10 protein-coding genes and 1 tRNA gene are annotated in these 12,695 nt (G+C 71.9%); 5 read left to right on the top strand and 6 right to left on the bottom strand.

Going from position 1 to position 12,695, the window contains the following annotated elements:
- Positions 1-157: 157 nt before the first annotated feature.
- The gene (locus tag SSNG_RS14140; protein ID WP_007264513.1) at positions 158-1,549 is read left to right on the top strand and encodes a cyclopropane-fatty-acyl-phospholipid synthase family protein; all 1,392 of its coding nucleotides are present in this window, start codon (positions 158-160) and stop codon (positions 1,547-1,549) included.
- 103 nt (positions 1,550-1,652) lie between these two features.
- Here SSNG_RS14140 and SSNG_RS14135 read toward each other — a convergent pair whose 3' ends face one another.
- Positions 1,653-4,202: an ABC transporter permease gene (locus SSNG_RS14135; protein ID WP_007264512.1), complete on the bottom strand. Its 2,550-nt coding sequence runs from the start codon at positions 4,200-4,202 to the stop codon at positions 1,653-1,655.
- Between the two features lie 78 nt (positions 4,203-4,280).
- Positions 4,281-5,048 carry an ABC transporter ATP-binding protein gene (locus tag SSNG_RS14130; RefSeq protein ID WP_042803491.1) on the bottom strand — a complete coding sequence of 256 codons (768 nt, stop codon included), beginning with the start codon at positions 5,046-5,048 and terminating at the stop codon, positions 4,281-4,283.
- Positions 5,049-5,491: 443 nt separating this feature from the next.
- On the opposite strand from SSNG_RS14130, the gene SSNG_RS14125 reads away from it, so the two are divergent.
- Positions 5,492-5,574 (top strand) — tRNA-Leu (locus tag SSNG_RS14125).
- 136 nt (positions 5,575-5,710) lie between these two features.
- Positions 5,711-6,565 carry a Bax inhibitor-1/YccA family protein gene (locus tag SSNG_RS14120; protein ID WP_042800996.1) on the top strand — a complete coding sequence of 285 codons (855 nt, stop codon included), beginning with the start codon at positions 5,711-5,713 and terminating at the stop codon, positions 6,563-6,565.
- A 105-nt stretch (positions 6,566-6,670) separates the two neighbouring features.
- Here SSNG_RS14120 and SSNG_RS14115 read toward each other — a convergent pair whose 3' ends face one another.
- Positions 6,671-6,901, bottom strand: coding sequence for a DUF4287 domain-containing protein (locus SSNG_RS14115; RefSeq protein WP_007264509.1), 231 nt, complete (start codon positions 6,899-6,901; stop codon positions 6,671-6,673).
- A gap of 102 nt (positions 6,902-7,003) precedes the next feature.
- Between SSNG_RS14115 and SSNG_RS14110 the strand changes: the two genes are divergently transcribed.
- Positions 7,004-7,360 (top strand): hypothetical protein, encoded by a 357-nt coding sequence (locus SSNG_RS14110; RefSeq protein WP_042800995.1) that lies wholly within the window; start codon positions 7,004-7,006, stop codon positions 7,358-7,360.
- On the opposite strand, the gene SSNG_RS14105 is transcribed toward SSNG_RS14110, so the two are convergent.
- The 3 genes from SSNG_RS14105 to SSNG_RS14095 all read right to left on the bottom strand — a co-directional run bounded on the left by SSNG_RS14105 (position 7,344) and on the right by SSNG_RS14095 (position 11,165).
- Positions 7,344-8,192 (bottom strand): hypothetical protein, encoded by an 849-nt coding sequence (locus SSNG_RS14105; RefSeq protein WP_042800994.1) that lies wholly within the window; start codon positions 8,190-8,192, stop codon positions 7,344-7,346. The genes SSNG_RS14110 and SSNG_RS14105 overlap by 17 nt on opposite strands.
- A gap of 305 nt (positions 8,193-8,497) precedes the next feature.
- The gene (locus SSNG_RS14100; protein ID WP_007264506.1) at positions 8,498-9,718 is read right to left on the bottom strand and encodes an acetyl-CoA C-acetyltransferase; all 1,221 of its coding nucleotides are present in this window, start codon (positions 9,716-9,718) and stop codon (positions 8,498-8,500) included.
- 424 nt (positions 9,719-10,142) lie between these two features.
- The gene (locus SSNG_RS14095) at positions 10,143-11,165 is read right to left on the bottom strand and encodes an SGNH/GDSL hydrolase family protein (RefSeq protein WP_007264505.1); all 1,023 of its coding nucleotides are present in this window, start codon (positions 11,163-11,165) and stop codon (positions 10,143-10,145) included.
- A gap of 125 nt (positions 11,166-11,290) precedes the next feature.
- Here SSNG_RS14095 and SSNG_RS14090 point away from each other — a divergent pair, with 125 nt between their 5' ends.
- A complete protein-coding gene (locus SSNG_RS14090) occupies positions 11,291-12,673 on the top strand; it encodes a cystathionine beta-synthase (RefSeq protein WP_042803490.1) in 1,383 nt (460 codons plus the stop codon).
- Positions 12,674-12,695 lie beyond the last annotated feature (22 nt).

Raw genomic sequence — 12,695 nt, 5'->3', positions numbered from 1 at the left:
CCGCCATCCGTGGTGCGGGGGGCCCCTTCGGCGTACCCGGGGTCCGGCACGGCCGGGTGGAGCCCCGGTCGAGGGACGCTCCAGCGGGCAGACCGGCGGTGATTGCCCCAGAGGGGAAGTGGGAAGTCGTTCCACGGAACTCGTGGAGGTGCCTGAGATGACCGACGCCGCGCCGCGGCTGGCAGCGATCGCCGAAACCCTGCTGGGCGCCCCCCTGCCCGTGCGGATACGGGCCTGGGACGGCAGTGAGGCCGGCCCGGCCACCGGCCCCGTGCTGGTGATCGGCCACCGGCGCGCCCTGCGCCGGATCCTGTGGAAGCCGGGCGAGCTGGGGCTCGCCCGAGCCTGGGTCGCCGGGGACCTGACCGTCGAGGGCGACCTGTTCGAACTGCTCGACCGGGTGGGCGGCCTGCTGTGGGAGCGGGAGCGGCACCCGGCGCCCGCCCCCGCCCCCCTCCCGGCCCGTTCGGGGCTGGGCAAGCTCGCCGCCCTGCGCCCGCACCTGCCCGGGCTCGGCTCGGGCCCCGCCGGGACCGCCGCGCTGCTGCGCGACCCGGCCGCACGGGCCGCCGTACGCGACCTCGTGGCCCTGGCGCGCCCGTGGACGGCGCCCGCACCGCCGCCGGAGGAAGCCGTCCGCAGCGGCGGCCCGCGCCACTCCAAGCGGCGCGACAGCGAGGCGATCAGCCACCACTACGACGTGGGCAACGACTTCTACGAGCGGGTCCTCGGGCCCTCGATGGTGTACTCCTGCGCCTACTGGACCGCGGAGGGAACCCTGGAGGAGGCCCAGCGGGACAAGCTCGACCTGGTCTGCCGCAAGCTCGCCCTGGAGCCGGGACAGCGGCTCCTGGACGTCGGCTGCGGCTGGGGCTCCATGGCCCTGCACGCCGCCCGCGAGTACGGGGTGCGGGTCACCGGCATCACGCTCTCGCGCGAGCAGGCCGCGTACGCCCGCAAGCGGGTCGCCGGGGAGGGCCTGACCGACCGGGTCGAGATCCGGGTGCAGGACTACCGGGACGTCAAGGACGGCCCCTACGACGCCGTTTCCTCGATCGGCATGGCCGAGCACGTGGGCTCCGCGCGCTACCGCGAGTACGCCGGGATGCTGCACGCCCTGCTGGCCCCCGGCGGCCGGCTGCTCAACCACCAGATCGGGCGGCCCCCCGAGCACGACGAGCAGGCGTACGAGATCGACGAGTTCATCGACGCGTACGTCTTCCCGGACGGGGAGCTCTCCCCGATCGGCACCACCGTCGGCGAGCTGGAGCGGGCCGGCTTCGAGGTCCGCGACGTGGAGGCGCTGCGCGAGCACTACGCGCTGACCCTGCGGGCCTGGGTGGCGCGCCTGGAGCGGCACTGGGACGAGGCCGTCCGGCTCACCTCGCCCGGCCGGGCCCGGGTGTGGCTGCTGTACATGGCGGCGTCCGCGCTGGGCTTCGAGCACGGCCGGCTGGGCGTCAACCAGGTGCTGGCGGTGCGCCCCGGGGGCGGAGGGGCGTCGGGGATGCCGCTGCGGACGCGCGCCTGGGGCGCGGGGCCCGCGTAGCACCGTACGGCCGGCGGGGCCGGCCCGGCGGCCGGGCAACGGGAAGGGCCCCGGGGCGTGTTGCCCCGGGGCCCTTCCGCGCGCGTCCCGTACGCCCGTACCGCTACTCGGTCTTGATGGCGGTCAGCATGTTCAGCCGGGCGGCGCTGCGGGCCGGCCACATGGCGGCCAGGACGCCGACGACGGCGGCCAGCAGGAGGAAGATGCCGATCCGGTCGTAGGGGAGGACCAGTTCGTAGTTCGGCACCGACTTGGTGAGGGTGGCGCCCACGGCCCAGGCGAGGAAGACGCCGATGCCGACACCGAGGACCGCGCCGAAGAGCGAGATGACCACGGACTCCAGGCGGATCATGTTCTTGACCCGGGCCCGGTCGAGGCCGATCGCCCGCAGCATGCCGATCTCCTGGGTCCGCTCGAAGACGGACATCGCCAGGGTGTTGACCACGCCGAGCACCGAGATGATCAGCGCCATGCCGAGCAGGCCGTACATGATGTTGAGCATCGTGTTGATGATGCCGCCCATCTCGTTGCGCATGTCCTGCTGGGTGGCGACGGTCATCGCCGGGTTCTTGCCGAGGGCGTCGATGACGGCCTGCTGGCTCGCCTTGGACTGGCCGCCGGTGGTGTTGACGTAGACCTCGGGGATGAGCTGCTGGTCGGTGTGCGCGGCGAGGACCTTGTTGTCGAGGACGAAGGGGGACAGCAGCCCGTCGAGGTCCTCGTAGACCGCGCCGACCTTCAGGGTGGCCTTCTGGCCGTCCTCGAACTGGGCCTGCAGGGCGGAGCCGACGGTCAGGTTCTGCTTCTTGGCGGTCTTCTCGGCGACGGCGACCTCGCCCTTGCCGAGGCTGTCCAGGGAGCCGCTGAGGACCTTGATGTTCAGCACCTGGCCGATGGCGGCCGGGTTGACGCCGGACGCGGCGCGGAAGCTGTCGCCGATCTTGAAGTAGCCGGCGGCCTGCGGGGAGACCGCCTTGACGCCGGGGGCCTTGGCCAGGGTGTCGACGACCGACTTGTCGAGGCCGCCGATGCCGCCGGACATGGTGACCTTGTAGTCGGCCTTGAGCTTGTCGGTGCTCATCCGGTCGATGGCCTTGCCCATGGTGACGCCGAGCACGGACATGGTGGTGACGAGGGTGAGGCCGATCGCCAGGGAGGCGGCGGTGACGGCGGTGCGGCGCGGGTTGCGCACGGCGTTCTGGGCGGCCAGCTTGCCGGGGACGCCGAAGACCTTCTGCAGCACCGGGCGGACGGCCGCGATGACCGGCCGGGAGAGCAGCGGGAGCAGCACGATCATGCCGACGAGCAGGAGGAAGGCGCCGCCGCCGATGACCATGCGGCCGTCGCCGCCCATCGAGACGCCGAGGAGGACGACGCCGATGCCCGCGAGGCCGATCACGGATCCGATGACGTTGCGGACCACGAGGGACTTCGCGGAGGCCGGCAGGTGGGCGCTGCCCATGGCGGCGACCGGGGCGATCCGGCCGGTGCGCCAGGCGGGCAGCAGCGCGGCGACGGTGGTGACGAGGACGCCGATGACCAGGGCGGCGATGATCGTGCCCGGGGCGACGACCAGGTCCCCGGCGGGGATCTTGGCGCCGATGGTGTCCATCAGGGAGCGCATGCCGACCGCCAGGCCGACGCCGGCGGCCAGGCCGATGGCGGCCGAGAGGGCGCCGACGACGAGGGCCTCGGCGAGCACCGAGCGGATGACCTGGCCGCGGTTGGCGCCGACGGCGCGCAGCAGGGCCAGTTCCCTGGTGCGCTGGGCGACCAGCATGGTGAAGGTGTTGTAGATCAGGAAGACGCCGACGAAGAGGGAGATGCCGGCGAAGGCGAGCAGCATGTTGCTCATGCTGCTCATCCCCTTCTCGATGTCCTTGGCCTGCTGGGCGGCGAGCGCGGCGCCGGTCTGGGCCTTGGTGGTCTTGCCGTCGACCAGCGGCTTGATGTCGGCCAGCAGCTGGTCGGCGGAGGCGCCGGGGGCGGCGGCGACGGAGAGCTCGTCGTAGAAGCCGGGCTGGAGGTAGAGCTCCTGGGCGACCTTGGTGTCGAAGAGGACGAGGCTGCCGCCGGCGTTGACGGCGCCGTCCTCGGTGGTGAAGACGCCGGTGAGGGTGAACTCGCGGACCGGGCCGTTGGTGGCGACGCGGACCTTGTCGCCGGTCTTGTAGCCGCCCTTGGCCGCGGTCTCCTTGTCGAGGGCGACCTGGTCGTCCTTGACCGGGCCGGTGCCGTCGGTGAACGTGTAGCGGGGGTCCTTGCCGTCCTTGACGGGGGCGTGGTTGGAGCCCTTGTTGGCCCAGCCGGAGCCGATCAGCTTGCCGTTCTCGTCGCCGACGCCGGCGAAGCCGGAGACGCGGCCGGAGACCGAGCCGACGCCCTTGACGGCCTTGACCTTGTCCAGGGTCTGCTGGCTGATGCCGGGGTCGCCCTCCTTCTGGCCGTCCTCGGAGCGGGCCTGCCCGTACGAGGTGACGGAGACGGCGACGCCGCTGTAGCTCTTGGCGGACTGGCCGGACAGGGACTTGCCGAGGGTGTCGGTGAAGACGAGGGTGCCGGAGACGAAGGCTACGCCGAGGGTGACGGCGAGCACCGTCATCAGCAGCCTCGCCTTGTGCGCGAGTACGTTGCGCAGGGCGGTACGGAACATGGGGATCTCAGTCCTGGGGCTGGAAGTCTGTGAGGAGGGCTGCGGGGGCTCCGCGGAGCGGGGCGGTCCGGCTCCGGGTCAGCTGGTGCGGCCCTTGGCGTCGAAGGCCTTCATCCGGTCGAGCACGCCGTCGGCGGTGGGCGCGTACATCTCGTCGACGATGCGGCCGTCGGCGAGGAAGATGACGCGGTCCGCGTAGGAGGCGGCGACGGCGTCGTGGGTGACCATCACGACGGTCTGGCCGAGCTCGCGGACCGAGTTGCGCAGGAAGCCGAGGACCTCGGCGCCGGAGCGGGAGTCCAGGTTTCCGGTCGGCTCGTCACCGAAGATGATCTCGGGGCGGGCGGCGAGGGCGCGGGCGACGGCGACGCGCTGCTGCTGGCCGCCGGAGAGCTGGGTGGGGCGGTGGGAGAGGCGGCCGGAGAGGCCGACCATGTCCACCACGGTGTCCAGCCACTGCTTGTCGGGCTTGCGGCCGGCGATGTCCATGGGGAGGGTGATGTTCTCCAGGGCGGTCAGGGTCGGCAGCAGGTTGAAGGCCTGGAAGATGAAGCCGATCTTGTCGCGGCGCAGCTGGGTCAGCTGCTTGTCCTTGAGGGAGCCGAGCTCGGTGTCGCCGATGCGGACGGAGCCGGAGGAGAAGGTGTCCAGGCCGGCGACGCAGTGCATCAGGGTGGACTTGCCGGAGCCGGAGGGGCCCATGATGGCGGTGAACTGGCCCTGGGCGAAGTCGACGGAGACGTTGTCCAGCGCGACCACCTGGGTCTCGCCCTGGCCGTACACCTTGGAGAGCTGCGCGGCGCGGGCCGCCACGGCCTGTGCGGTGTGCTGCCGGGCGTAGTTCATGGCGGTCACGTGGGGGCTCCTGTCGAACGGTTCTGCGGTGGGGCGGGACCGTTCCATCCTCACCGGGGGCACCCCCGCCGGGGATCAGCCGAGGTGCCCGTTCGACGGCCCACTGGAGTCTGACCACGGGCGGCGCCGTCTCCTCCTTTGGTATGACGGGAGGAGCGCGCGGAGGTCCGCGCGGGGGCCCGCGCGGGGGTCCGGCGCGCGGGGTGGCCCGGGGTGGCGGGCGGGGTGGCGCGGAGGCAGCGGAATCAGGTCAATCCCGGGGCGGCGCGGCGCATCCTCCGGAAGGGGGCCGACCGTGACTTATCGGGTCTGACGGCCACTCAATCGCCAATAAAATCAGACAACATCGGATAGAGGGCCCCCTGGTGGCAGGGGTGTTCCGGATAGGCTCGTCACTGCGTTCAAGGCATTTTCCACGGGGCCCGCCGCGCCTTGCCCGGATGGTGGAATGGCAGACACGGCGAGCTTAAACCTCGCTGGCCCTCGGGTCGTGCCGGTTCAAGTCCGGCTCCGGGCACACATGCGGCTCTTCCGTTTATCGGCGGCGGTCCGCCGCGCCTTCTCCTAAGATCCTCCTCCAGCAGTAGGGTGCTTTTTTTGCGAGCGCATTACTCTTGAAGCAAGGCCGCGCACGGTGGCCATGGAGGAGTGAGATGAGGAGCAGTAACCCGGTCTTCTCGCGACGGGGGTTCAGCCGCGACAACGGCGGCTACGCGGGCTTCGAGGCGCAGCACGCGCAGGCCGGGACCGCGACCAACCCGTACGCGACGAATCCTTACGCCACCGACCCGACCACCGGCATGCCGGCGGCCCCGGTCCGCGGCGGCGCGATGACCATCGACGACGTCGTGACCCGTACGGCCATGACGCTCGGCACCCTGATCGTCACCGCGACCCTCGCGTGGATCGCCCTTCCCGTGGACCCGGCCAACGTCGGCAAGTCGTACGGCGTCGCCGTCGGCTCGGCGCTCGTCGCGTTCGTGCTGGCCATGGTCCAGAGCTTCAAGCGCAAGCCGACGCCCGCGCTGATCCTCGGCTACGCGGCGTTCGAGGGCGTGTTCCTCGGCGTGATCTCCATGGTGACCAGCACCTACATCAGCCCCGGTGTGGTCGTCCAGGCCGTGCTCGGCACGATGTGCGTCTTCGCGGCGGTGCTCGTCGCCTACAAGATGCGCTGGATCCGCGTCACCCGCCGCTTCACCGGCTTCGTGATGGCCGCGGCCCTCGGCTTCGTCCTGCTCATGCTGGCGAACTCGCTGTTCATGCTGTTCGGCGGCGGTGACGGCCTCGGCTTCCGCAGCGGTCCGCTCGGCATCGTCTTCGGCATCGTCGGCGTCATCCTCGGCGCCTGCTTCCTCGCCATGGACTTCAAGCAGGTCGAGGACGGCGTGACGTACGGCGCCCCGCGCGAGGAGGCCTGGCTGGCGGCCTTCGGCCTCACGCTGACCCTGGTGTGGATCTACCTGGAGCTGCTGCGCCTGTTCCAGATCCTCTCCGGCGACGACTAGTCGTACCGGCAGGAGCGAAGGGGAAGGCCCCGCGAGCGGACCGCTCGCGGGGTCTTCCCGCGTCCTGGGCTCGTGAGGGAGGGGGTGGACGGCTCGCCGGTGCGATCAGCCGAACCTGCGGGCGGCTCTGCGCAGGCCGTACTCGTGGATGATCGCCTTGGCCTGGCCGTACGACAGTTCGTGCGCGCCGAGCAGCCAGCTGACCTTCTCCTCGAACCGGACGAGGGAGGGGCCTTCGTCCACGGTGCGGAGCCAGTCGGAGATCTCACGACCGGTGGTCTGGGGGATTCTCTCGATCATGTTGCGGTGGGTCTTCTCGGAGAACTCTACGGACATGGGCGCCTCCGGGGGGTGTCGCCGTGCTGTTCTCTTCACGTCACCGTGCCGCAGAGTTCGCCCGTTGGCAATGGTGCGGGTACGGCGCGTAAGGTCGGCCGGGTGCTCGATACCTCACCCCTGAACGCCGCCGTGGAACGCTTCGCCGACCGGCTGCGGGCCGCTCCGCAGAGCCGGCTCCAGCGGGGTGCGGCCGCGGAGGCCCTGGAGCTGGCACGTGAGCTCGCGCAGCGCGCCCAGCGGCTGGAGGACCCGCAGGGGGCGGCTCCGGCGCGCGTGATGCCGGACGCGGGCCTCTTCACCGTGGGGGACCAGGTGGCGGTGGCCGGCCTCGACCTCGCCGAGGCGCTGCGCGCGGCGGTCCCCGCAGCCGGCCCGGAGGGCGCGAAGGCCCCGTCCGAGATGCTGGACGAGGCCGTGGCGCTGGTGGAGCGGGCGGAAGTCAGAGCGATGCGATGACGCGGTCCGCGAGGATGTAGACGTTGCTGTCGGGGTCCTCGGCGTCACCGCAGGAGAAGGTCAGCGCGTAGGCGCCGGAGATGCCGGAGCCGCCCAGCAGGACCGGTGCGGTGCCCGAGCGCAGGGCCTCGGCGAGGCGCTCGGCGGTCTCCCGGTGGCCCGGGGTCATGCAGAGCGTGGTGCCGTCGGTGAAGACGTACACGTCGAGGGTGCCCAGGGGGCCCGGGCGGACGTCCGCGAGGGCCGTGCGGGCCTCCGCGAGCTCCTCCAGGCGGCTGACGGTGCGCTCGTGGTCGGCGCCGGGGTTCGGCTGGACCGGGACGAAGTCGGGGTGCGAGGGGTGGCGGCGGCGGGCCGCGGCCAGCTCGGCGGAATCCTCGGCGTACTCCTGGAACTCGTCGGCGAGGTCGTCGCCCAGGACCGGCTCCAGGCCGACCATGTCCGCCTGCCGGGGCAGGAAGACCGGGCCGTCCTCGCCGAGGCCGGGCAGGCCGCCCAGCAGCGAGGTGGGGGTCTCCCCGGCGAAGCGAGGGGAAGCGTCGGCGGCGTCGCGGGCCTCCTGCGCGGCCCAGAAGGCCCGCGCCTCGGCCAGCTCGCGCTCGCGCTCCTCGGCCAGGGCCTCGGCGACGGCGGCTCGTATCTCGGCGGCGGGGGACTGCACCGCGGCGCGGGCGTGCGGGACGGTCGCGGCGCGCGGGTGGGCCGACACCGCAAGCTCACCGCGCAGGGCGGTGACCTGCTTGCGCAGTCCGTGGACGGCGTGCAGCGCAGCAGCGCCCACGGCCGTGGCAGCGGCCGTGGTCAGCAGCAGGGCAAGAGACATGGCGCTCACTGACTAACTCCTGGTTGATTCGATCCCCCGACTTCCTACATCAGCTTGTCCTGTGCTGTGAATGGCGTGCAGTGCATTACGTCATGAAATGGACAGGTCTTTCGTCCTTGCGGACCAAGGGGGATGGCTTCTGACCTGGGCAAATGCCGATCCCCCAGGACAAAGGTCACATCCTGGGGGAGATTCGGTCACAGCTCGGCCGCGACGGGGTTGGATTCGCCGTCAGTAGAGCGCACCGACCTGGAGGATCCCTTGCGGGGCCTGGGGGCCCCGCTCGATCCGGTGATCGCCGCGGCCGTCCGGGGCTACGACAGGCGTTCGATCACCATGGCCATGCCCTGGCCGCCGCCGACGCACATCGTCTCCAGGCCGAACTGCTTGTCGTGGAACTGGAGGCTGTTGATCAGGGTGCCGGTGATGCGGGCACCGGTCATCCCGAACGGGTGACCGACGGCGATGGCCCCGCCGTTGACGTTCAGCTTGTCGAGCGGGATCTCCAGGTCGCGGTAGGACGGGATGACCTGCGCCGCGAAGGCCTCGTTGATCTCGAACAGGTCGATGTCGCCGACGGTCAGCCCGGCCCGCTTCAGGGCCTGCTTGGACGCCTCCACCGGGCCCAGGCCCATGATCTCGGGGGACAGGGCGGTGACGCCGGTGGAGACGATCCGGGCCAGCGGGGTCAGGCCCAGCTCCCGTGCCTTGGTGTCGCTCATGATGACGAGCGCGGCGGCGCCGTCGTTGAGCGGGCAGCAGTTGCCGGCCGTGACCAGGCCGTCGGGACGGAAGACGGGCTTGAGGCCCTCCACGCCCTCCAGCGTGACGCCGGCGCGCGGGCCGTCGTCCTTGCTGACGACCGTGCCGTCCGGGGTGGTGACGGGGGTGATCTCGCGGGCCCAGAAGCCGTTCTTGATGGCTTCCTCGGCGAGGTTCTGCGAGCGCACGCCGAACTCGTCCATGTCGCGGCGGGTCACGCCCTTGAGGCGGGCCAGGTTCTCGGCGGTCTGCCCCATGGAGATGTAGGCGTCGGGGATCAGGCCGTCCTCGCGCGGGTCGTGCCAGCTGCTGCCCTCGCTCTGCGCGACGGCGGCCGTGCGGCCCTCGGCGTCGGCGAACAGCGGGTTGTGGGTGTCCGGCAGGCCGTCGGAGGAGCCCTTGGCGAACCGGGAGACCGTCTCGACGCCGGCGGAGACGAACACGTCGCCCTCGCCCGCCTTGATGGCGTGCAGCGCCATGCGGGAGGTCTGGAGGGAGGAGGAGCAGTAGCGCGTGATCGTGGTGCCGGGCAGGTAGTCCATGCCCATCTGCACGGCGACGATGCGGGCGAGGTTGTGGCCCTGCTCGCCGCCGGGGAGGCCGCAGCCGAGCATCAGGTCGTCGATCTGGCGCGGGTCCAGCTCGGGGATCTTGGCGAGGGCGGCCTGGATGATCGTGGCGGTGAGGTCGTCCGGGCGCACGTCCTTGAGCGAACCCTTGCCGGCGCGCCCGATGGGGGAGCGGGCGGTGGAAACGATGACGGCTTCGGGCATCGGGACTCCAAGGGGGTGCGTGCGTCGTTGCGGGACCGCAAGCGAAGTTACCGCCCCGTACGGTCGGGGTCACCGCCCTCGGCGTGTGACGCCCGCCCCATTTCCGAACGCGCCGCCGCGCCTGGGCCGGGGCGGCGGGTCGTGTGCGGCTGCGCGGGGCGAAGTCCCCTACCCGCCCTTCGCCCGTTCCCCGGGGCTGCGCCCCGGGCCCCATGGGGGCTCCGCCCCCAGACCCCCGCGCCTCAAACGCCGGCGGGGCTGGAGAAGCCGAACGCCGGCGGGGCTGGATCCTCCAGCCCGCGCTGGGGGCACCTCCCAGCGGTAGCCGGGGGAGTTTGAGCGCACCGGGCGGGGACGGCCCCGCGCAGCCGCACGCCACCAGCCCCCGGCCGGGGAAGTCCCGCCGGGCGATCTCCCGGCGGGGCTACGCCGGGTCGTCCGGGGTCGCGGACGTGGCGGCGGGTTCCGGGGACTCCGGTTCTGGGAGGCGTCGGCGGCGGCGGTGTTTGAGGAGGGCCCACGGCCCGCGGGCCGGGGTGACCTCCGTGCCCGGTTCGCCCGCCGCCGCCGAGGCGGCCTTGGCCACCAGCAGCATGTCCTCGTCCCGCGACACGTCCAGCCGGTCCGACCCCGGCCACAGCCCCAGCGCCGCGCACAGCGTCGGCAGCACCGCCATCGCCGCCGTCGCGTACCCCTCCGCCGAGGGGTGGTACGAGTCCGGGCCGAACATCTCGCGGGGGTTCGCCGCGAACTCCGGGCCCAGCAGGTCCCCCATCGAGATCGTGCGGGCCCCCAGCGCGACCACGCCGATCGTCTGCGCCGCCGCCAGCTGCCGCGACACCCGCCGGGCCATCCACCGCAGCGGCTGGTACACCGGCTCGATCGTGCCCAGGTCGGGGCAGGTCCCGACCACCACCTCCGAGCCCGCGAGCCGGAGTCTTCGTACCGCGGCGGTCAGCAACCGCACCGACTGCGTCAGCGGCATCCGCCGGGTCACGTCGTTCGCGCCGATGATGATCACGCACACGTCCGGCGCCGGGCCGCGTCCGTCCAGCAGCAGGCTCACCTGGCGGTCCAGGTCGTCCGACATGGCCCCGGACAGCGCCACGTTGCGCAGCTCCACCGGCCGTTCGGCCACCGACGCCAGACCGGACGCCAGCAGCGCGGCCGGCGTCTGGCGGGCCCGGTGGACGCCCAGCCCGGCCGCCGTGGAGTCGCCGAGCATGCCCATCCGCAGCGGGCCGGGGCTCATTTCCGGCCCGCTGAACTCGCTCCCGTACAGGCCGTCCGCGCGCGGCGGATCACCCAGCCCGTTGCCCACCGTGCGCTTCGCGAACTGCACCTCCGCCAGCACCAGCCCGAACGCGGCGACCCCGACCAGCCCGAGACCGCCCCCGCCGTACGCTGCCCCCGCCGCGATCCGGCGGGCCGTCCTCGCCCTGGACACCCTTGGAGCCACCTCCTGCGTCGTGTTGACCTACCTGCCCCGTACTGCCGGTCGGCCAATCCCTTTCCGCATACTCTGGCCGGACCTCCCGGAGAACCCGTGGAGTCCCCTTCTTGGAGAACATGGTGCAATTCCACGACTCGATGATCAGCCTCGTCGGCAACACCCCGCTGGTGAAGCTCAACCGCGTGACCGAAGGCCTGCAGGCCACCGTGCTTGCCAAGGTCGAGTACTTCAACCCCGGCGGTTCGGTGAAGGACCGCATCGCCGTCCGGATGATCGAGGCCGCCGAGCAGAGCGGTGCCCTCAAGCCCGGTGGCACCATCGTGGAGCCCACCAGCGGCAACACCGGCGTCGGACTCGCCATCGTGGCCCAGCAGAAGGGCTACAAGTGCATCTTCGTCTGCCCTGACAAGGTGTCCATGGACAAGATCAACGTGATGCGCGCGTACGGCGCGGAGGTCGTGGTCTGCCCCACCGCCGTCGACCCCGAGCACCCGGACTCGTACTACAACGTGTCCGACCGCCTCGCGCGAGAGCCCGGCGCCTGGAAGCCCGACCAGTACAGCAACCCGAACAACCCCCGTTCGCACTACGAGACCACCGGTCCCGAGCTGTGGGAGCAGACGGACGGGAAGATCACGCACTTCGTGGCCGGCGTCGGCACGGGCGGCACGATCTCCGGCACCGGCAACTACCTCAAGGAGGTCAGCGGCGGGAAGGTCAAGGTCATCGGCGCGGACCCGGAGGGCTCCGTCTACTCCGGCGGCAGCGGCCGCCCGTACCTCGTCGAGGGTGTCGGCGAGGACTTCTGGCCGACGGCCTACGACCCGAACGTCACCGACGAGATCATCGCGGTGTCCGACAAGGACTCCTTCCAGATGACCCGCCGCCTGGCGAAGGAGGAGGGCCTGCTGGTCGGCGGCTCCTGCGGCATGGCGGTCGTCGCCGCGCTGCGCGCCGCCGAGGGCCTGGGCCCGGACGACGTCGTCGTCGTCCTGCTGCCGGACAGCGGCCGCGGCTACCTCAGCAAGATCTTCTCGGACGAGTGGATGGCCGGGCACGGCTTCCTGGAGGAGGCGGGCCCCGCCGCGCGCATCGGCGACGTCCTCGCCGACAAGGAGGGCGGCATCCCGTCGCTCGTCCACATGCACCCCGAGGAGACCGTCGGCCAGGCCATCGAGGTGCTGCGCGAGTACGGCGTCTCGCAGATGCCGATCGTCAAGCCGGGCGCCGGCCACCCCGACGTGATGGCCGCCGAGGTCATCGGCTCGGTCGTGGAGAAGGAGCTCCTCGCGGCGCTGTTCGCGCAGCGGGCCTCGCTCGGCGACCCGCTGGAGAAGCACATGAGCGCGCCGCTGCCGCAGGTCGGCTCCGGTGAGCCGGTGTCCGAGCTGATGGCGGTGCTCGGCGAGGCCGACGCGGCGATCGTGCTGGTCGAGGGCAAGCCCACCGGTGTGGTGAGCCGCCAGGACCTGCTGGCGTTCCTGGCCAAGACGGCCAAGTAGGAACCGGGCGGAGGTCCCCCGC

The sequence above is a fragment of the Streptomyces sp. C genome (assembly GCF_000158895.1).
GTDB classification, from domain to species: Bacteria; Actinomycetota; Actinomycetes; order Streptomycetales; family Streptomycetaceae; genus Streptomyces; species Streptomyces racemochromogenes.
Note: the sequence above shows the minus strand (reverse complement) of the source record. Positions and strands in the feature narration are given on the sequence as shown.